The following is a 20,586-nucleotide window of genomic DNA, read 5'->3' on the forward strand; positions in this document are numbered from 1 at the left end:
GAAAAGTTTACATATTAAATATGAATTTGAATTGGTTAGTAAGGTGGGATGTCGAAATTTGTTTTAAAATATGCAATTTAAAGTAGGATATTAGGAAGGAGTTTAACGGGAGTTCCGTCGAAGTGTACAGAATGTCGGCATTTAAGGGCAGCTGGCATTATGCTATAAAAACATTTGGTGATGTAGTCATTTCATATAAAAGGGAGGGTTATTTGGGCGTATAGAAAAGGATTGGTCTTCACTTTGAGTTCTGAATTTTCTGTTTTATAAATATTTTTAAGCACTCATTTGTATATTTTATAATAGTTTTTTGATAAATTCACTGCTTTTGCAGAGGATTCTTTTTTATGAAAGAAACGTCAATTTTCTTCATATATATATACAAATTGGAGAAATGGGGGAGCGCTATGCGCGATTACTTAATTAAACCACTTGTTGGTCAGCCGTATCCAATGATTTCACATGGAAAAGGTGTTTATTTGTATGATCAAAATGGTAATAAATATTTTGATGGTTCGTCAGGAGCAATTACGGCAGGTATTGGGCATGGCGTAAAGGAGATTGCAGACGTTATTAAAAAGCAAGCTGAGGAGATTGCTTTTGTTTATAGATCACAGTTTACGAGTGAACCAGCTGAAAAATTAGCAAAGAAGTTAAGTGATTTAAGTGTAGGAGATTTGAACTGGAGTTTCTTTGTAAATAGTGGTACGGAAGCAAATGAAACAGCTATGAAAATTGCAATTCAGCATTTTCAAGAGCGAGGTATTCAAGGGAAACATAAAATATTATCAAGATGGATGAGTTATCACGGTATTACGATGGGTGCGTTATCGATGTCTGGTCACCCACTACGTAGACAACGTTTCGTATCTATTTTGGAAGATTATCCGACTATACCAGCTCCATATTGTTTCAGATGCCCTGTTCAAAAGGTATATCCAACTTGTCAGCTGGCATGTGCGACTGAACTAGAAAGATCAATTGAAAGAATTGGTGCAGAGCATATTGCTGCTTTTATTGCTGAGCCGATTATCGGAGCAGCTGGAGGCGCGGTTGTTCCGCCGAAAGACTATTATAAAGTCATTAAAGATATTTGCGACCATTACGATATTTTATTTATTGCGGATGAAGTGATGACTGGGCTTGGTCGTACTGGAGCATGGTTTGCAATGGAGCATTGGGGTGTAGAACCGGATATCATGACACTTGGTAAAGGGTTAGGAGCGGGATATACACCGATGGCAGCGACAGTTGTAAGTGATCGTGTTATGGAACCAATATTACGTGGGTCACGTTCAGTAATGAGCGGTCATACGTTAAGTGCCAATCCATTGTCTGCAGCAACGGCTTTAGCTGTTATTGAATATATGGAGAAACATAATCTCCCTGAAAAAACAGCAGAAAAGGGAGAGTATTTAATAAAAGGCTTACAGAAAGTTCAGCAACAATCGACAATCATTGCTGATGTGCGCGGAAAAGGGTTGCTAATCGGAGTAGAATTGCAACCGTTTACAAAAGCGTCGGAGCTTATTTCAGTTGCAGCTAAAAATGGCCTACTTTTATACCAAGCAGTTTCAGGGCAAGCAGGAAAAGAAGATAGTGCACTGCTTGTAGCACCGCCAATGACAACTACATATTCCGAGTTAGATGAATTACTTTCAATTTTCTCTAAAAGTGTGGAAGAGATGATGCAAAAAGGAGGGCATAGTATCGCATGACAACTATTACAAATACATTCGGTAAATTAAAAGAAATTGAGGAAGTAATTTCTTTGTTCCATGATGATATGACATTAATGTTTGGGGGATTTGGAGGGATTGGATCCCCTCCATCTTTAATACAGGCAATTTTAGAAAAAGGCGTTACAAATTTAAATTTGATTGGAAATGACACTGGATTCCCTGATGTAGGTATCGGTCGTCTTGTTACAAATGAAAGAGTTAAATCACTAATTACTTCTCATATTGGCTCCAACCCAAATGCAGGAAGGCAACTAAACGAGGGAAGATTACAAATTGAGTTTTCTCCGCAGGGAACATTAGCAGAGCGCATTCGCGCTGGTGGCGTTGGTCTTGGTGGTGTTTTAGTTGATGTTGGTGTTGATACGATTGTGGAAGAGGGAAAACGAACAGTTGAAATGAATGGTAAGACCTACTTAGTTGAAACAGCATTAACTGCTGAAGTTTCAATTGTATATGCGAAAAAGGCAGATCCGTTTGGTAACCTTGTATTTGACAAAAGTGCACGAAATATGAATCCTCATGTAGCGATGGCTGGGGATATAACAATTGTAGAAGCAGAAGAAATAGTCCCGCTTGGAAGTTTAGATCCAGAGGAAATTGTCGTTCCAGGTGTTTTCGTAAATTATATTGTACCGTCGGAAGGAGTGAACTGGGAATGGGTATGGGCGTAGAAGTGAGGGATAAGATTGCTAGGCGTGCGGCGAAAGAAATACAAAATGGTATGATTGTAAATTTAGGTATTGGCATACCATCGCTTGTACCAAATCATTTGCCTGACGATATAAATGTTATGTTTCATGCGGAAAATGGAATCGTCGGCATGGGACCAACGCCAAGTAAAGGGAATGAAGACGAAAATTTGTGTAATGCAGCAGGTTTACCAACTTCTCTTATAACAGGAGCGAGTTATTTCGATAGTTGCACAGCGTTTGGTATGATTCGAAAAGGTTTGCTAGATATAACGATTCTTGGTTCATTACAAGTAAGTGAAAATGGTGATTTAGCAAACTGGATTGTACCTGGAAAACGTGTTCCAGGTATTGGTGGAGCAATGGATTTAGCACAAAAAGCGAAGCGGGTCGTTGTTGTGATGAATCATGTTGATAAGTACGGAAATGCAAAAATTGTTTCAGAGTGTACATTGCCATTAACTTCAAAGAAATGTGTAGATTTAATTATTACTGATATGGCAGTCATGGAGGTAACTCCGAGTGGACTTATATTACAAGAATTAATGAGCCCATACACAGTAGAAGATATAAAACGACATACAGAAGCTGATTTTCAAATTAATTCTAACTTACTAGTAATTGAATGAAGGGAGATGTAATATATGGAGCAATTAAAAAAGCAAGTTTGTGATTATATTGAGAGCCATGAAGAGGAAAGTGTGAAATTTTTAAAACGATTAATTCAAGAAAAGAGCGTATCTGGTGATGAAAGCGGTGCGCAGGCGATTGTGATTGAAAAATTACGTGAATTAGGTTTAGACCTCGATATATGGGAGCCTTCTTTTTCTAAAATGAAAGATCATCCTTATTTTGTATCACCCCGTACAAGTTTTTCAGATAGCCCAAATATTGTAGCAACTTTAAAAGGAAGTGGCGACGGGAAATCTATGATATTAAATGGGCATATTGATGTAGTTCCAGAAGGGGATGTGAATCAGTGGGAACATCATCCTTATAGCGGTGAGAAAATAGGAAATCGTATATATGGCCGTGGAACGACGGATATGAAAGGTGGAAATGTCGCACTCATGCTTGCAATGGAAGCGATTATTGAATCTAGCATTGAATTAAAAGGAGACATCTATTTTCAAAGTGTAATAGAAGAGGAAAGTGGCGGAGCAGGGACATTAGCAACTATATTACGAGGATATAAGGCAGATGGTGTCATTATTCCAGAGCCTACTAATATGAAGTTTTTCCCGAAACAACAAGGTTCCATGTGGTTTCGTTTACGTGTAAAAGGGAAAGCTGCACACGGTGGAACGCGTTATGAAGGGGTTAGTGCAATTGAAAAAAGTATGTTTGTTATAGAACATGTAAGAAAGCTAGAGGAGAAAAGAAATAGTCGAATTACAGATCCTTTATTTAAAGGGATTCCGATTCCAATTCCAATTAACATTGGGAAAATTGAAGGAGGGAGTTGGCCAAGTTCTGTTCCAGATGAATTAATTTTAGAAGGAAGATGCGGTGTTGCGCCGAATGAGACTATAGAGGCGGCAAAAGAAGAGTTTGAGAATTGGATTGTTGAATTAAATGATGTGGACAATTGGTTTGTTGAAAATCCAGTAGAAGTAGAGTGGTTTGGAGCGAGATGGGTTCCTGGTGAATTAGAAGAGAATCATGAACTCATTACAACACTTCATCACAACTTTGTTGAAATCGAAGGGAACGAACCAATTATTGAAGCATCTCCGTGGGGGACTGATGGAGGTTTATTTACACAAATTGCAAACGTACCAACAATAGTATTTGGTCCAGGAGAGACGAAAGTAGCACACTATCCAAACGAATATATAGAAGTTGATAAAATGATAGCTGCCGCAAAAATTATTGCATGTACATTACTAGATTGGTGTGAGGTGAAAAAATGAAATACTATGAATCTTTTAGAGAACAGACGAATTGTTATACAGTAGAAGGCGTTTTAGATTATTTTAATAAGCGTATTCGGGTAGATCACTATACAGGAAATGTTGAAAGTATTATACAGACAATTGACGAACTAGCAGAGGAACATTCTTTCACTAAATGTATTATTAAAGGAAAGGGAGAGCATGTTTCAACATGGCTCTCTTTCGGTTTTTTGTTGGAAGCAACGATACCTCATTATTTTCAAGGACACGATGCATACTTTTTTGTGAAATATAATAATGATGAAAGACGAAATAGTATGCATTGGACTGAGGAAGATACTATATTAAGCGGTGTAAAAGGAAAAGAAATAAAAGAAAAAGTAGTTCCAGAGAAATTTTTGCTGAGAAAAGCGACTGAAGAAGATGCAGAAGAATTAGCAACTGTATTCGGAAAAGTATTTGAAGTGTATCCGACACCTTTAAATGAAGCGAGTTATGTATTACAGACGATGAAAGAAGACGATACAATTTACTACGTATATGAATATGAGGGAAAAATTATTAGTACAGCATCTGCAGAAATGAATATAAAAGAAGGGAATGCAGAATTAACGAATTGTGCTACTTTACCTGAATATCGTAAACATGGATTTATGAAAAGTTTACTAATTAAATTAGAGGAAGAGCTTCGAGAAAGATCTATTTTCTGCTCCTATACAATTGCTCGATCGCTTTCTTTCGGAATGAATGCTGCCTTTCATCAATTAGGTTATACGTATAGAGGAAGACTGGCGAATAATTGCTACATTTTCGATAAGTTGGAAGATATGAATATATGGGTGAAAGATTTATCTAGCTATTCGAAAGCAGTAAAACTTCCGCCTCAAAATTCGGCTGTAAAGCAAAACAGTTAGGTGGAGCTGGGTGTTCGAAAAGCTGTACTAATTAGAGTTTCGAGTTATCTAATGAAAATATAAAATTGGTCAAAATTATAGAACGGAATCGTCATGCTTACAATCGCACATAGGTGTGCCGAAAATTCGGCATATAATTGCTGGATTTTCGGCAAGAGGGGGGATGACATTGCTAGCAGTTTCGACACAAGAAGTCATTGAAGCGATTTTGGGCAGTATTGATGAGGCTATACACGCTGTAGATGAGAATGGAATTACAATATTTTATAATTCTGTAGCTGCGAAACACGATGGATCGAAGATTGAAAAAGTGTTAGGGAAACATCTGTTAGAAGCGTTCCCGTCTTTATCAAGGGAAACGAGTACATTGATGAAAGTACTAGATACAAAAAAACCTATCGTACATCAAGCACAGCATTATCAAAATTTAAATGGTGAAGATGTTTGTACAGTAAATACGACGTTACCTATTTTTATAGATGGGAATATTGCTGGGGCTGTTGAAATTGCAAAGGATTACTCTACAATTCAAAAACTTACTGACACAATTGTTGACTTACAGTCGAAAATAAAGCGAACATCTAGAAAAAAAGTGATTAAAAAGCATGCTGCATTTGAGACGATAGTGACAAATGATACGCGGTTTAAACAGACGAAAGAGTTAGCAGAAAAAGTAGCACCAACAGACGCAAATGTTTTAATATATGGTGAAACAGGAACAGGAAAAGAACTGTTCGTACAAGCAATTCATGAAGCTTCTAAAAGAAAAAACAAGCCATTTATTGCACAAAACTGTGCAGCTTTACCAGAGTCGCTATTAGAAAGTTTATTGTTTGGAACGACAAAAGGAAGCTATACAGGAGCGATTGAAAGAGCTGGGCTATTTGAACTTGTTGATGGTGGTACATTATTTTTAGATGAACTGAATTCAATGCCTCTTGATTTGCAGGCAAAAATGTTACGAGTGTTAGAAGATGGAGTCATTAGAAGAATTGGTGATAATAAGACGAGAAAAGTAGATGTTCGTGTTATTACCGCAATGAACCAGCCTCCAGAAATATGTTTACGAGAGAATAAAATTCGCACTGATTTATATTATCGCTTAAACGTATTTTCATTATATATCCCACCGCTTCGTGAAAGAACTGAGGATGTACTATTATTAGCATCTTATTTTTTGAAAGAATATAATAAAAGTTATAAAAAAGGTGTACTTCAAATTGATGAGGAAGCGAAAGATAGACTGCAAGCTTATCAGTGGCCTGGAAATGTCCGAGAGTTAAAACATACGATTGAACATGCTGTTATTATTGCAGAAGGGAATACATTAACAGCCAATTGTTTACCACGTACATTTCGGAAAGAGAATTTTTCGAAGAAGAAGAGTATAATGCCACTTAGAGAAGCACTTCATCAAACAGAAAAAGAATTAATAGATCAAGCGTTGATTGAAACGGAAGGGAATATATTACAAGCCGCAAAAATGTTAGGTATCCCTCGTCAAACGCTTCAATATAAACTGAGCAAGTACGACAAAACCGCCGAATAATCGGCGGTTTTTGTGTGTTTGCACGAATAAAAGAGCGTTTACATATATAAAAAGTAATGAATATGATGTTAAGTATTGATTTCATACAACGCTTAAAAATATTTTTTCGCTTATGTAATAGGGTTCTCCGCACATTTACTTATCAACAATGTAAAGTTGGCATAACTATTGCTTATATAAAGGATGAGCGTATAAAAAGGGGGAATAGCAATGTTACATGATGTATACAAACCAAATCGTCACTGGAAGGATATCGAATTATGGAAAGATGTTACTGAAGAGCAATGGAATGATTGGGTTTGGCAATTAACGAATACGATCAAAACGTTAGATGACTTAAGAAAAGTAATTAACTTAACACCTGAAGAAGAAGAGGGCGTTAAAATTTCAACGAAAACGATCCCGTTAAACATTACACCGTACTATGCTTGGCTAATGAATCCTGATGATCCACGCTGTCCGATTCGGATGCAATCAGTACCGATTTCGGAAGAGTTATATAAAACAAAATATGATTTAGAAGATCCGCTTCACGAAGATGAAGATTCACCAGTTCCAGGGCTAACACATCGTTATCCGGACCGTGTACTATTCTTAGTAACAAATCAATGTTCTATGTATTGTCGTTACTGTACACGCCGTCGTTTTAGTGGACAAATTGGAATGGGTGTACCGAAGAAACAATTAGATGATGCGATTGCTTATATTAGTGAAACACCACAAGTACGAGATGTATTAATCTCCGGTGGTGATGGACTTCTAATTAACGATAAAATTTTAGAATATGTATTAAAAAATTTACGCGAGATTCCGCATGTTGAGATTATTCGTATCGGAACGAGAGCACCAGTAGTATTCCCACAACGTATTACAGAAAATTTATGTAACATTATTAAAAAATACCATCCAGTATGGTTAAATACACATTTCAATACATCTATTGAAATTACTGAAGAATCGAAAAAGGCATGTGAAATGTTAGCGAATGCTGGTGTTCCAGTCGGAAACCAAGCAGTAATTTTAGCTGGTATTAACGACAGCGTTCCAATTATGAAAAAACTTATGCATGACTTAGTAAAAATCCGTGTACGTCCATATTACATTTATCAATGTGATTTATCTGAAGGTATCGGTCACTTCCGTGCACCAGTATCTAAAGGTCTTGAAATTATTGAAGGTTTACGTGGACACACATCTGGTTATGCTGTTCCGACATTCGTTGTTGATGCGCCAGGTGGAGGCGGTAAAATTGCACTTCAACCAAACTATTTAATCTCACAAAGTGCAGATAAAGTTGTACTTCGTAACTTTGAAGGTGTTATTACGACGTATCCAGAGCCAGAGAGCTATATTCCAGGAAGAGCGGAAGGATACTTTAAAGAGATTTATCCGAACTACGAAGAAAAACGTTCAGATGTTGGTATCGCAGGTCTTATGAGCGATAAGAAATTTAACCTCGTTCCAGACGACTTACAGCGTATGAACCGTCGTAAAGACTATGAAGATAATGATACGCATGCATCTTTAAAAGATAAACGTGATAAGCGTGATCAATTAAAAGATAAAAAATATCAAGCACAAATGGCTAAATTAGAAGAAAACGACAAAAAAACTGAGGGTGATGCAGTATGAATTGTATGTGGTGTGACAGTACAGAAGCGAAAGAAAGCTTGAATACTGTATATTGGGAATTACCAGATGGTACGAAAGCCATTGAAATCCAAAAGACACCATGTATTTCTTGTTCCTCGTGCGGGATGGACTATCAATCAGACCATACAGTAAAAGAAATTGAAGATCAATTATTTTTAATTTACACGAAAGATTTACCAAAACAACTAACGTATGAAGAATTAATGGGAAGACCGCGTCTATTAAAAAGAAATTATTTCGACTTTTAACCAGCTTTTATGCTGGTTTTTTTCTTTTTCGCCTTGTATAATGTACCCAAGTTAGAAAGGTAGGGAATATTTTTGAAAAAAACATTTTACCATTATATGATGAAGCATCGTGCAGCTTTATTTAGAAATGAAATTTCAGATTTAGCAGAGGCGATGTATGATGATTTAAGTTTTCCGAAGCAATCTGAAGACTATGATGAAATTAGTTCATACTTAGAGTTGAGCGGAATGCTAGAAAGTATGTCTATATTTGATGAAGCCTGGGATTTATACATACAAGATAGATAAAAACTATTTGAAAACATACAGAATACATTACTTTGTTTAAAGTGAAGTATTCTGTATGTTTTTTTATACGAAATTTGTTGATTTGAAGCTAGTCTAGTTACTAGCTTTTTTTTGAGTGTAACGTAAATTTTATAAGATTATAATTTTTATTGAAAAAATTTATGAATATAAGCTTCTGTGATAAGCGTTTTTATGTAGGTTGCATATACTGATATCAAAATCACGACGTCAAAAAAAGGAGAGATAGAGATGGCAAGAAAAAAACAACCTAAATACAACGTAGGGGACATAGTCGTGATTACGCTATATGGAACCGTTGGGAAAATCACAAATATGAAGATTTTAGATGGAGTTTATGTATACGAAGTCAATAATCACGATGGATTTTACGTAGAGCAAACATTGCAGCACGTTACAGAGCAAGATATGAAAAAGGGCGATACGGAGTGGATTGAATTAAATTATAATTTCACGTTTGGTGATCTTGTGCAAGTAACTGGATATGATAAAGATGTTTTCCGTATTGTTGGTTTTCGTACAGAAGTATGGAGATATAAGAATGACGCATGGGAAGATACAATTTATGAATTGTCACGGATTACGGATGGTGAATGGTTAGAAGCGGATGAGTCAGATTTAACGTTACTTGCGAATGCTCAAACGGCAAATGCAATTTTGAAGAAACTGAAACAAGATAAAGCAGGTATGAATAAATTAGATTTAGGTAAGTTAAAGTCAATTAACAACTCGAAAAAAGTGAGTGTTAAGACGAATCGTCAAGAAATCATTGATGGGTTACTTGATATTTATAACGATTATCAATTATTGTTCGATACATTTAAAGATGAAGAATATAAAATTGTAATGGATGTTGTTCATAATTATTTAGTTAAATTGACAGAGAAAAAATAGTTAACTAGAAAGAGAGAATAAATTGAACAACAACATATGCAGTATAAGGTATGCCTACAACTATTAAAAAAATAAAAAGCCACTTTATAAGAGAGTCTGCCCATTGATCTTCATGCATGAACTCTTCTTTTGTTTGTCCTACTTCATATTGATTTTCCATTATTATTTCCCCCTTTGAATAGCTTGTACTACAATCGTATGCATCTCGTCCAAAGCTTATGACCTATAAAAAAATAAAATCTATTTTTCTAATCTCATATACATAATTTTGAGATTTTTTCATAAAACAGAAATAAAGGAGTGATGCTCATGAAGGAAATTGAAGTCGTGATTGATACGGAAGAGATTGCGGAGTTTTTTTATGAGCAACTAATTGAAAGAGGGTACGTCCCAAAACGAGAAGAAATTGAAGATCTCGCAGATATTACATTTGAGTATTTATTAGAGAAATGTATGATTGATGAAGTTTTTGATGAAGAGGATGAATGAAAGTAACGACGGGCATAACTCGTCGTTTTTTACTCTTTACAAACCTGTCACAAATATAGTCAATAATTATTGGTATAATGAAAAGGAAATTTTACTCAAGAGGTGAAGGAATGTTCAAAAAAATTATTGATTCTTTATTAGGAAAGAAAAAATATCGTTCGTATTCAAGTAGTGATTATCGTCGTAGAGGGCGCTCTTATTCAAGTAGCGATTATAAACGACGTTCATCTGGTTATGGACATCAACATTATAAAAGAAAACGTAAAAGCCGTAGCTTCTTTTCAAGTAGCTGATGAAATGGCGTCGTGTACTAGCTTTATTTGATAGACCACTGCGAAAAAATACAATTGTTGCAGAACGTTATAAAATTGAATCAGTAATTGGAATGGGCAGTTATGGGGTTACATATGTCGTTAATGATTTACAAATAAATAGATATAAAGTCTTAAAACAATTAAGACAAAGTAAACAAAGATATGAGTCTGGTAGAAAATCATTTGAACAAGAGAAAATGATTTTACAAACATTGAATCATCATGCAATTCCTAGTCTATATGATCATTTCATATGGGAGAAAAAGAGCTTCTTTGTAATGGAGTACATGCCTGGTAAAAATTTTGAAGATTATATTTTCATAGATGGGTATGTATATACAGAACGTGAAGTTTTTGAGATTTTATATGAAATATTAGAAATTGTATCGGTGTTTCATAGTGAAGGCATTATTCATCGAGATTTACGCATTCCAAACATACTAATGAAAGAAAATCAAATTAGTATTATTGATTTTGGATTGGCTAAATGGAAAGGTGAGGATGATGAGCGAGCTACAACTTACGAAGGTGAACAAGCTTTGATGCGAGAAGTTCACTTTCGTAGTGACTTTTATGCGCTCGGTCATTTCTCATTATTTTTATTATATGCAGGATATGAATCTAATGAAAAAAAGGAAAAACCATGGTACGAAGAATTAACTTTGGAAAATTATAATCGCGAAATGCTTATGCGAATGTTACAAATAAAAACGCCGTACTATGAGAATGTACAAGATTTAAAACAAGATGTAGCTTCTGCTTTAGAAAGGATGAAGACTCCATGTTTCAAAAATTTTTAGCAAGCGTTGGTATTGGAAGTGCAAAGGTAGATACTGTTCTTGAAAAAGATGAGTATATTGTTGGGGAAGAAATAGTTGGAAAGGTTCATATAACTGGAGGTTCAGTTAGCCAACAAATTGAAAGCATTTACTTAACATTATCGACGTCTTATGTACGAGAAGTGGATGATAAAAAAGTAACAGCAACATATGATTTAGAGCGAGTACGCTTAACAGAACCTTTTTCTGTAGAACCGAATGAAAAAGTTGAAATTCCATTTTCTTTTCCAATGCCAATTGAAGCACCACTTACACTTGGTATGAAAACGGTTTGGATTCATACAGGTCTTGATATTAAACGTAGTATAGACCCAAGTGACCGCGACTACGTTCAAGTGTTACCCAATGCATTATTAAGTAGTGTTTTAGATAGTGTAAATGAATTAGGGTTTAAAGCACGTCATATAGAATGTGAAGAATTACCGCATCGATTATGTAAGCAAGTTCCATTCGCACAAGAATTTGAGTTTATTCCGGTTTCTGGAGAGCATTATGGGAAATTAGATGAATTAGAATTATTAATCTTGCCACGTGCATACGACCGACTAGAAATTATTATGGAAGTAGATAGAAAATCCCGTGGTTTAGCTGGATTATTCGCTGAGGCGCTTGATCTTGATGAGAAGGTGATTCGTTTTACCGTAACAAGAGAAGATATCCCTGAGATGAAGCAAAAAATTAATAATTATATTTTTTAATAAACTATGCATAAAAAAGAAATGGAGAGGAAAACTAAAACAACCGCTCCATTTTTTTGCATAGTGAGGTTATGTATGTGAAACGATATCGACATTTATACTTGCTAAGTTTTACGTTACTCATTTGTTTTGTCGTATTATCACTTTCGTATCATACCGCTTGTATTGAGAATTTCGACAATATAGTCGCACATTTTATTCAAAGCTTTCGAAACGATTATTTGACGACCTATTTTACTTGGGTGTCTTTTATCGGTTCCAAAAGAATATATTTTCCATTACTCATTATTCTTGTAATGTATTTTCTCGTTAGAAAAAAGTTGCTTAGTGCGTTACTTCTAACAATTAATTACTACGGATCTCGTTATTTAAACAGTATGCTTAAACTATGGTACGAACGAGCAAGACCTGATGTCACGCAGCTTGTTACTGCAACTGGATATAGTTTTCCGAGCGGTCATACGATGAATGCTACTGCTTTTTTAGGATTTATTGCATACGTCACAATTACTGAAGATCGTATTTCATTGCATAAAAAATTATTAATTATTCTTATAGCAAGCTTTGTTGTATTATCTATTTCAGTTAGCCGAATATATCTTGGCGTGCACTATCCATCTGACGTATTAGCAGGATGGGCAGCTGGCGGTAGCTGGCTCGTTTTATGTGTTATATTTCATAAAACGTTCATAAAAAAAGAACCTATGTCATAATAGGTTCTTTTTTCATTGGCTCAACATGAATGTGTGCATGGTAAATCCCAAACTTTTTGCGAAGCATAGCCTCGATATTGTCAGTAATACAGTGACTTTCTCCAACATCCATACGAGCATCTACTTCAATTGTAATATCAACGTACGTTTGATTCCCGTACATACGAGCTCGAATATCTACAATGTTTTCCACACCGCCAATATGTTCAATAGCATCAGCGTATTCCTCCATTTTATCAGGATCAATTCCATCTGTTAGCATATGAGAAGATTCTACGAAAATCTCCCATGCAGTTTTACAAATAATAAGACCGACAATTAAAGCGGCAATAGGGTCTAAAATAGGCATTTGGAACTGAGAACCGACAATACCTACTACAGTACCAATACTTACGAGTGCATCTGATAAATTATCCTTTGCAGCGGCTTCTAATGATTTACTTTTTGTTCGTGCTGCAATTTTTTTCGTATACAAATACACGCAGTACATAACGACAGCAGAAAATAGAGCAACCCATGCAGCGAGTACATTAGGTGCTGCTTGTTTCGGATTTAAGAAAGATTGAATGGCACTAATAACAACTTCTAATCCGACTGTTGCCATAATGAAGGACGCAACAAGTGATGCGATTTGTTCGGCCCGCGAATGCCCATACGGATGATCTGGGTCACGAGGTTTACGAGATATTTTTAGACCAATTAATATCGCTAAAGAAGCACCGATATCCGTTAAGTTATTTAAACCGTCAGCACGTAATGCACTAGAGAGGGTAATATAACTGATGATGATTTTCATAGAGGATAAAAATATGTAGGCCATAATGCTGACAATAGCACCTTTATCAGCTTCTTTATGAGAAAGAGTATCCATTTTAATCACTCACCTTTCTTTAAAGGAATTCTTTCTATAAATAGAGTATCAAACGAAAGTCGTGTGGGTCTATACAAACATTGTTGACGTTTTATAGCTTTTTAAGAAGGGGATAACAAAGTTTCGTGAAGGAAAAATATGTTGAAAAGTACAAAGTCAGGGTGTAAACCGAATTGGAGTTTATTTACTAAAGAGATAGGAGGGGAGATGGATGAGGAAACGAATACTTTTCTTACTATGTATTATTCTTATAATGACAAGGTGTAATTCATTAAACGATGAAAAACGTCAAAAGGTAAGTGTGAAAATAGATGAAAGCCCTCTGAAAAATATTTTCCAGAGGGCTTTTATTTTAGTATGCTTCTAAAAACTCAGTAACTTGCTCTTCAGTTTTTGCGTTAGCACTATGTAAGTGGCCTAACTTCTCACCATTTTGGTATACAAGTAAACTTGGAATACCCATTACTTGATACTCTTCAGCGATACTTGGAAACTCATCTTTATTAATAGAATACCATTCAAATTTATTGAACTCTTCCATTACATCTCCGATAAAGTTGTCCATACGTACGCAATCTGGGCACCATGTAGTAAAGAACTTAACAACTACAGGCTCCTTGCTTGCGATGATGTCTTTGAATTCTTGTTCTGTTTTAATTTCTTTCATAAGTAAAACTCCTTTCAATATCACACGAATTTATATGCAAAATTCGTATTTGCAAACATGTTGCAAACTTATTATTTGTTTTTTAGTTTTGTAGTTCGTTCACACTTATAAAATTGTATGTAACATGACTGCGCTACTAAGTGTGAAAATAACGAAACCTCACTTTTCTTTATAAGCTTTTTCCAGGATTGTGTCAAACTTTTGAATTTTATACAAAAATTAAAGAAGCCCACACTTTGATTGAGTATGGGCAGAGGGACTAAAATTAATCGCTTATTAATTTCGAATAGATATTTAAATCGATAAGCTTTCCAGCTGATTTTTCGCTCTTTCTCAGAGTACCTTCAAAAGTAAAGTTTAATTTTTCTAATACTTTTATGGAATTTACATTTGCAGGTTCAACTTTTGCTTCAACACGATATAGTTTTAGATGTGTAAAAGCATAATCTAATAAAGAGGATATTGCTTCAGGTGCATATCCTCTACCCCAAAATGTTTTTGAAATATCATAGCCAATCTCAGTCTTTGAGTTTTCAAAATCTAAGGAATTATAGCCACATGAACCGATAATGTGATTAGATTCTTTTTCAATAATAGTAAAACGTATAGCTTTATTATTTTGAGCGAGTTCGTTAAGGAATTGAATCATATCTTTTGCCTGGTTCTCATCAGTGAAATTACTTATATTCATGAATTTAGTAACATCAGGATCAGACCATATTTTAAACATACTTAGTGAATCAGATGCTTTCATTTTCCTTAAATATAATCTCTGTGAGTGTAGTTCTGTAATCAATACTTTTACCTCCGTTATGTTGTAATGATAGGTAGATTAAAAATATTGATATCTGCGCATAATTCAGTCCCTTCTAGATTAATTAACTTTTATTATACAAGAAAATTACTACATTGAACAAAGGCGTTAATTGGAGGTAACGAAATGACAAACTCATCAATTGAATATTGCGTTCAGTGTGATTAAGAAAGTGGTGTATAAAGATGGGACGAGATGAGAGTTACTTCCAAACTAAAAAAAGAGTAGATAATTTAAAAACATTTTACATTCATTTAACCATCTACATACTAGTCAATCTGATGCTTTTTTACTTTTTAAGTAGTGAATTAGCTATTTTTTATTTTAATTACAAAAATTGAATAAGGTTAGAAATTATATGGTTGTAATGGGAATTGAGGGATATGAATAAAAAATTTTATCCCGCATTAACGGGCAGTAAGCCCCCACTGATTAAAGTTTCACTTTATTAGGGGTTTGCCTTAAACATTTATTACAGTCAAGAATATTTATAATAATATGAACTAAAAAAGGTCCAATTTTTGTAATGTTGGAGGGGATTATTGTGGACATAACTCAAAGCGTGGCAAGAATAGTGGTTAATGGGAAAGACCTTTCTTTCACTTCAGTTCAAACCTCTGCATGGAATCATGGACCTGTAAATGATTTAATCATTACGACGAATCAGAGGGTGAATGAGCTTTTTCAATTCATGTGGTCACAAGTACCGGTTACGATGTCGATATATTTTCTTCAAGGGGCGGATTTACTTAGGTTCGTTAGGGTTGCGGGAATTAATGAGCGTGTAACAGGAGAATATGTATATCATTTCATTTGGTAATAAGAAGGAGTCAAAGTAGTCTAGCAGCTACTTTTTTATTTTGTCATTTGAATATAAGCGAGCGGACTAGCTTTATAGTACCCACTGAAATAAAGAATCATAATATAATTTGTAATAAATTATACGGAAGTGAGTTGAAAATCATGTTTTATTCATATTTTAATTCTCAAGCTGGCATGCGACCAGCGTATGGTACGTCTATAACGTATAGTGGAGCACAAAGTACAGTCCAAGCTATTCAACAAGCATTGCAAATGCAACAACAAATGCAAATGCAGCAGCAAGGTGTACAACCATATTACTCATCCGTAGAGTATTTTTACCCAGTACATCAAGTTACACCGTACGGAAGTTCTTTTCTGACTATTCCATATGGGACTGTATACAACTTATAACTAGTAAGGAATGAAGTGGTGTATATAAATAAGGGTGCAGGTTAATAGCGCCCTTATGAATAATAAAAATAGCTAGTCCAAACCTTATAAATCAATCTTACATAATATGTAGTAATAAGTTTGAAAGGGGAATTAGTATGTCTTGTTATTACTACTGTAAGTATTGTAAGGAGTATAAAAAGAAGCATCATGATTGTTGTAAGAACACTTGTAAGTGCCATGATAACAAGGACAATCTTGTTAGAGCATCCGCATTTAGAGCTAGAAATACAGTAAATCAAAATGTTCCTGCTAATACTTTTGTGAAAGTGTTATTTCAAAATGAACAATTTGATTTAGCGAATGAGTATAATCCAGCAACATCTATTTTTATGCCGAAGACTAAAGGAGTATATTCTATTATTGGAACGATTGGTTTCTTTCCAAACGATCCAACTTTAAATTATAGAGCGCGTGTAGAAATTCGTGTGAATGGAAACGCAGCGATAGCTATAGATAATGACTTTTTTGGTCCCATAAGTTTTGGAAATGTAGTAAGTGTTTCGACGATTGTTCAATTGAATGCAGGGGATGAAGTTGAGATTTATGCACAAAGTAGTATAGATGGAGTTTTAAGTCCTTTAGAAGATGGTGCACATTTTGAAGCAGCAAGATTTCCTTCTTCAATTAAATAAAGTCATTAAACAATGAGTTTACAGAAGCTTAAAGGTAAACCCTCACCGAAATGGTGAAGGTTTTTTACTCTATTAAAAATAGTAACAGGTCGTCCAAGCTATTCTAATCTATATAGCATACTATGTAAAAATAAGTGTAAAGGAAAGGGGGACTAACTATGTCTTATTATTACTGTAAGTATTGTAAAGATTACAAAAAGGAAAGTCATGATTGTTATAGGAAAAGTAGTAAATGTGATAGGAAGTATGTAAAGGTGAAGTGTTGTGATGATAAGAAAGAGGAGCTTGTAAGGGCATCGGCATTTAGAGCTGTGAATACAGTTAATCAACCTGTTCTAGCAAATACTCCTGTTAAAGTATTATTTCAAAATGAACAATTTGATCTAGCGAATGAATATAATCCAGTAACATCCATTTTCACTCCGAAAACTAGAGGGGTATATAGTGTATTAGGAAATATAACATTTTCTCCAAATGATTTTAATGTGAATTACAGAGCTAGAGTAGAAATTCGTGTGAATGGAAATCCAGCAATAGCGATAGATAATGATTTCTTTGGAACAGGAGTATTTTTTAATAATGATGTTTCCGTAACTACTATTCTTCAATTAGAAGCAGGAGATGTAGTTGAAATTTTTGCAGAAAGTAGTATTGCTGGCGTAATTGTACAAAATGTTAATGGTGTAAATACGGTTCACTTTGAAGTGGCAAGATTTCCTTCTCCAATTAAATAAAACAGATCATTAAATGTTTTTTAGTAGGTTTAGTTAATCCCCTTACCAAATGGTGGGGGATTATTATTGTTTTTCTAAAATATATAAGTAAACAGGTTAAGTATAGTTTAATTTGTAAGGGTTTCAATCTTCTTCAGATAATAAACAGAATAATAAGTAACATGCTTGTACAAACTCATTGTTAGTAAGTTTACTAGTTTTCTTATAGAACAAGAAAGAAGGAATACATAAAAGATCGTATCGTTACGTTTTTTCTTTACTATATAGAAATTATATATTGAACATAGATTTGTGAAGGTAATACTAATACACTGAAAAGAATAACATAAAGGCGATTACACTATATAAAAACAAAATCAATCCTAAGATGAGTAGTATTGGATGCAGCTTGAACATATTTGACCTCCTTGAGTATATAAAGAATTTTAATATATTATTGGTCAATTTAGAAGGGGGACGGTTGCATAAAAAAAGAGCATACATAATAAGTACGCTCTAAAGAAAGATAGGTTTTATGAGTGGATAATCTCCATACGATAATATATGTTCTTTTAATAAAAACGTGTAAAAAATCAATGAATTATCAATGGAATATCATAAAATGTGTAATTTTAGTTTAGGAATGCATTTATTTTCTTTCTCAGTTATTTTAGGTAACAAATTTGTGAAAATCGTACATTATGCGGACTAACAACGGGATAGCGATCGTACTTCAGTCACATATTTCTTAAAGTCTGGATATTGCGTGATAGTTTGACATTTAGGGGTGCATAGTTGATTAATTATAGACACATTTGTAATTACTTCGTTACAAGGACCGAAAAATGTAACTTTTAGTTTTGAATTTGGTGGGATTTTGAACACGATAGGTTTTTTTTCCATGAAATCAGCTCCTAATATTGAGTATTATAAGTTAAAGGATGTAGAGTCGTATTAGTATAATATGAAACTTCAGTGGATTTGCTTATAATAAAGAATTTCATAGTAGTAAAATTGCTTAAAGATGTAAAGGGGAAATTGAGAATGCGAAATAAAACGTTTAATTAATATAATCAATAAATACGCAAATGGTTAATATAACTAATGCATTTTTTTATTTTCTACATATTATGTTAGTAAGAATTGTATAAGGAGGTAGTATAAAATAGTGGAAGAAAATGTACAAGCTCAGCTTTCGCCACCGTGGATCACATATTTTAATGAATTAAAAAATTCAATAGGTGCTGATCCAACTGTTACAGTTGGGCCGCTTATTCCTGTTGGTGGTAATTATATTATTTTAGTGCATGCGTTAAGTTTGGAAGTTTTAATTTAATAATGTAGGGGGATGTTTTCTAATATCCGTAAAAATGATTGATACCTGGATTGATAGGACGAGATTACATAACAAATGAATAGTAGGGTATATTTCAAATATGAGAATGTTTTATATGGTATATATGTTAAAGTTAATAGAAATATTTCTGAAAGAGAATATATTTTTTAAAACAGTAACGATTCTTTTTATTTATATTATAGATAGCTAGTTTTAGAGAGATAAGGCTTACAATAAAACAAGCTATGAATAAGACATTAAAAAGGAGCTGGAATGTATGGGGTATATTGTAGATATTTCAAAATGGAATGGAACTATCAATTGGGATATTGCAGCATCTCAGCTAGATTTAGTGATTGCTAGAGTTCAAGATGGCTCTAATACGGTGGATTTTATGTATCAAAATTATGTTAGTGAAATGAAAAAGTATAGTATCCCATTCGGTAATTATGCCTTTTGCCGTTTTATATCTATTGCTGATGCAAAGAAAGAGGCACAAGATTTTTGGAATCGTGGTGATCAATCAGCTAAGTTTTGGGTGGCGGACGTAGAAGTTCAAACGATGGCAGATATGCAAGGCGGGACACAGGCATTTATTGATGAATTACGCCGTTTAGGTGCGGAAAAAGTAGGATTATATGTAGGGCATCACATGTATTTATCATTTGGAGCACGTAATATTGAAGCTGATTTCGTATGGATCCCTCGTTATGGAGGGAATAAGCCAGCATATCCATGTGATATTTGGCAATATACGGATTCAGGGAATGTTCCTGGGATTGGGAAATGTGATCTGAATCGATTAGTAGGAAATAAGTCACTTTCTTGGTTTATAGATTCGAACAAAGCAAATCAATCTAACATAGTGTATAAACAGCAACCGAATGGCATTGGTATTGCAGTTTCGAAATATCCTGATGGATACGGAATAAATTTATATGAGAACCCCATGAATCCTCAATTTACAGGTGCACTCACTCAGAAAATTCCATATTTAATCTTAACAGGTTATTGGGGAGGCGGTGAGCAAGATATGATTTGTTTAGGGAACGATAAGCAGTGGGCATATTTAAAACATTTTAAGGTGAAATGGTTTTATGCAACTTCGAAATATCCTGTCGGCTACAGAGTAAATTATTATGAAGAGCCTGAATGTATGAATTATAAAGGAAATATAGATGGATCGACATCTTTTCGAGTGTGGGGTAGAGTGGGAAATGCGGTAGATATCGGGCAGAATAGTTGGATACCTGAAGAACATGTAAGTATTAAGTAACTATAGCAGCCGTATTGTTTTTGAGGTGTATGTAAAGAGTCTTCTTACTATACATAATAGTAAGAAGACTCTTTATG

At 34.4% G+C, this 20,586-nt stretch carries 26 protein-coding genes and 1 pseudogene; 22 read left to right on the forward strand and 5 right to left on the reverse strand.

Annotated elements, in window-relative coordinates:
• Positions 1-407: 407 nt before the first annotated feature.
• From BUA87_RS02570 to BUA87_RS02615, 10 genes are all read left to right on the forward strand, one after another.
• On the forward strand, positions 408-1,718 hold the full coding sequence (locus BUA87_RS02570) for an aspartate aminotransferase family protein (RefSeq protein ID WP_001205877.1): 1,311 nt from the start codon (positions 408-410) through the stop codon (positions 1,716-1,718).
• A complete protein-coding gene (gene atoD / locus BUA87_RS02575; RefSeq protein WP_072938334.1) occupies positions 1,715-2,413 on the forward strand; it encodes an acetate CoA-transferase subunit alpha in 699 nt (232 codons plus the stop codon). The genes BUA87_RS02570 and atoD overlap by 4 nt, the downstream gene beginning before the upstream one ends.
• A complete protein-coding gene (locus tag BUA87_RS02580; RefSeq protein ID WP_000525276.1) occupies positions 2,398-3,060 on the forward strand; it encodes a CoA transferase subunit B in 663 nt (220 codons plus the stop codon). The genes atoD and BUA87_RS02580 overlap by 16 nt, the downstream gene beginning before the upstream one ends.
• A 15-nt stretch (positions 3,061-3,075) precedes the next feature.
• Entirely contained in the window at positions 3,076-4,344 is a 1,269-nt protein-coding gene (locus BUA87_RS02585; protein WP_000436691.1) for a peptidase, read from the forward strand.
• Complete coding sequence (ablB, locus tag BUA87_RS02590) at positions 4,341-5,240, forward strand: putative beta-lysine N-acetyltransferase (RefSeq protein ID WP_072938337.1); 900 nt, start codon at positions 4,341-4,343, stop codon at positions 5,238-5,240. The genes BUA87_RS02585 and ablB overlap by 4 nt, the downstream gene beginning before the upstream one ends.
• A 163-nt stretch (positions 5,241-5,403) precedes the next feature.
• The gene (rocR, locus tag BUA87_RS02595) at positions 5,404-6,789 is read left to right on the forward strand and encodes an arginine utilization transcriptional regulator RocR (RefSeq protein ID WP_083530603.1); all 1,386 of its coding nucleotides are present in this window, start codon (positions 5,404-5,406) and stop codon (positions 6,787-6,789) included.
• Between the two features lie 210 nt (positions 6,790-6,999).
• Positions 7,000-8,421, forward strand: a complete 1,422-nt coding sequence (ablA, locus tag BUA87_RS02600) for a lysine 2,3-aminomutase (protein WP_000902145.1) — start codon at positions 7,000-7,002, stop codon at positions 8,419-8,421.
• Positions 8,418-8,690, forward strand: coding sequence for a YokU family protein (locus BUA87_RS02605; RefSeq protein ID WP_000995766.1), 273 nt, complete (start codon positions 8,418-8,420; stop codon positions 8,688-8,690). Before ablA ends, BUA87_RS02605 begins: the two co-directional genes overlap by 4 nt.
• 72 nt (positions 8,691-8,762) lie before the next feature.
• On the forward strand, positions 8,763-8,978 hold the full coding sequence (locus BUA87_RS02610; protein ID WP_000750717.1) for a YozE family protein: 216 nt from the start codon (positions 8,763-8,765) through the stop codon (positions 8,976-8,978).
• 249 nt (positions 8,979-9,227) lie between these two features.
• Complete coding sequence (locus tag BUA87_RS02615) at positions 9,228-9,890, forward strand: hypothetical protein (RefSeq protein WP_000101490.1); 663 nt, start codon at positions 9,228-9,230, stop codon at positions 9,888-9,890.
• Positions 9,891-9,894: 4 nt separating this feature from the next.
• On the opposite strand, the gene BUA87_RS02620 is transcribed toward BUA87_RS02615, so the two are convergent.
• Positions 9,895-10,050, reverse strand: a complete 156-nt coding sequence (locus BUA87_RS02620; RefSeq protein ID WP_000431486.1) for a DUF3930 family protein — start codon at positions 10,048-10,050, stop codon at positions 9,895-9,897.
• A gap of 149 nt (positions 10,051-10,199) precedes the next feature.
• Between BUA87_RS02620 and BUA87_RS02625 the strand changes: the two genes are divergently transcribed.
• From BUA87_RS02625 to BUA87_RS02645, 5 genes are all read left to right on the forward strand, one after another.
• On the forward strand, positions 10,200-10,379 hold the full coding sequence (locus BUA87_RS02625) for a YozD family protein (RefSeq protein WP_000658451.1): 180 nt from the start codon (positions 10,200-10,202) through the stop codon (positions 10,377-10,379).
• Positions 10,380-10,489: 110 nt separating this feature from the next.
• Entirely contained in the window at positions 10,490-10,672 is a 183-nt protein-coding gene (locus BUA87_RS02630) for a hypothetical protein (protein ID WP_000473371.1), read from the forward strand.
• Positions 10,672-11,493: a serine/threonine protein kinase gene (locus BUA87_RS02635; protein ID WP_000872058.1), complete on the forward strand. Its 822-nt coding sequence runs from the start codon at positions 10,672-10,674 to the stop codon at positions 11,491-11,493. Before BUA87_RS02630 ends, BUA87_RS02635 begins: the two co-directional genes overlap by 1 nt.
• On the forward strand, positions 11,475-12,230 hold the full coding sequence (locus tag BUA87_RS02640) for a sporulation protein (protein WP_000486624.1): 756 nt from the start codon (positions 11,475-11,477) through the stop codon (positions 12,228-12,230). The genes BUA87_RS02635 and BUA87_RS02640 overlap by 19 nt, the downstream gene beginning before the upstream one ends.
• A 77-nt stretch (positions 12,231-12,307) precedes the next feature.
• A complete protein-coding gene (locus tag BUA87_RS02645) occupies positions 12,308-12,943 on the forward strand; it encodes a phosphatase PAP2 family protein (RefSeq protein WP_000833369.1) in 636 nt (211 codons plus the stop codon).
• Here BUA87_RS02645 and BUA87_RS02650 read toward each other — a convergent pair.
• The 3 genes from BUA87_RS02650 to BUA87_RS02660 form a co-directional block, all read right to left on the reverse strand.
• Positions 12,933-13,814, reverse strand: coding sequence for a cation diffusion facilitator family transporter (locus tag BUA87_RS02650; protein WP_000380385.1), 882 nt, complete (start codon positions 13,812-13,814; stop codon positions 12,933-12,935). The genes BUA87_RS02645 and BUA87_RS02650 overlap by 11 nt on opposite strands.
• Before the next feature lie 352 nt (positions 13,815-14,166).
• Entirely contained in the window at positions 14,167-14,481 is a 315-nt protein-coding gene (locus BUA87_RS02655) for a thioredoxin family protein (protein WP_072938343.1), read from the reverse strand.
• Between the two features lie 265 nt (positions 14,482-14,746).
• Positions 14,747-15,277: a GNAT family N-acetyltransferase gene (locus BUA87_RS02660; RefSeq protein WP_000627262.1), complete on the reverse strand. Its 531-nt coding sequence runs from the start codon at positions 15,275-15,277 to the stop codon at positions 14,747-14,749.
• 203 nt (positions 15,278-15,480) lie between these two features.
• On the opposite strand from BUA87_RS02660, the pseudogene BUA87_RS02665 reads away from it, so the two are divergent.
• From BUA87_RS02665 to BUA87_RS02685, 5 genes and pseudogenes are all read left to right on the forward strand, one after another.
• Positions 15,481-15,585: pseudogene (locus BUA87_RS02665) on the forward strand (2TM domain-containing protein); the annotation flags it as partial.
• Between the two features lie 254 nt (positions 15,586-15,839).
• Positions 15,840-16,115 (forward strand): hypothetical protein, encoded by a 276-nt coding sequence (locus BUA87_RS02670; RefSeq protein WP_000355690.1) that lies wholly within the window; start codon positions 15,840-15,842, stop codon positions 16,113-16,115.
• Between the two features lie 143 nt (positions 16,116-16,258).
• Complete coding sequence (locus tag BUA87_RS02675; protein WP_000500102.1) at positions 16,259-16,510, forward strand: DUF3947 family protein; 252 nt, start codon at positions 16,259-16,261, stop codon at positions 16,508-16,510.
• Positions 16,511-16,647: 137 nt separating this feature from the next.
• Positions 16,648-17,184 carry a C1q-like domain-containing protein gene (locus tag BUA87_RS02680; RefSeq protein WP_001278087.1) on the forward strand — a complete coding sequence of 179 codons (537 nt, stop codon included), beginning with the start codon at positions 16,648-16,650 and terminating at the stop codon, positions 17,182-17,184.
• 158 nt (positions 17,185-17,342) lie between these two features.
• Positions 17,343-17,918 carry a complement C1q domain-containing protein gene (locus BUA87_RS02685; RefSeq protein WP_000122945.1) on the forward strand — a complete coding sequence of 192 codons (576 nt, stop codon included), beginning with the start codon at positions 17,343-17,345 and terminating at the stop codon, positions 17,916-17,918.
• A gap of 687 nt (positions 17,919-18,605) precedes the next feature.
• On the opposite strand, the gene BUA87_RS02690 is transcribed toward BUA87_RS02685, so the two are convergent.
• Entirely contained in the window at positions 18,606-18,800 is a 195-nt protein-coding gene (locus tag BUA87_RS02690) for a hypothetical protein (protein WP_000412557.1), read from the reverse strand.
• A 265-nt stretch (positions 18,801-19,065) separates the two neighbouring features.
• Between BUA87_RS02690 and BUA87_RS31150 the strand changes: the two genes are divergently transcribed.
• Positions 19,066-19,233, forward strand: coding sequence for a hypothetical protein (locus tag BUA87_RS31150; RefSeq protein WP_000392277.1), 168 nt, complete (start codon positions 19,066-19,068; stop codon positions 19,231-19,233).
• Between the two features lie 277 nt (positions 19,234-19,510).
• On the forward strand, positions 19,511-20,509 hold the full coding sequence (locus tag BUA87_RS02695) for a glycoside hydrolase family 25 protein (protein WP_000540668.1): 999 nt from the start codon (positions 19,511-19,513) through the stop codon (positions 20,507-20,509).
• The last annotated feature ends 77 nt before the right edge of the window (positions 20,510-20,586 follow it).

The organism is Bacillus sp. bc15 (genome assembly GCF_900142585.1).
Lineage (GTDB): Bacteria > Bacillota > Bacilli > Bacillales > Bacillaceae_G > Bacillus_A > Bacillus_A cereus.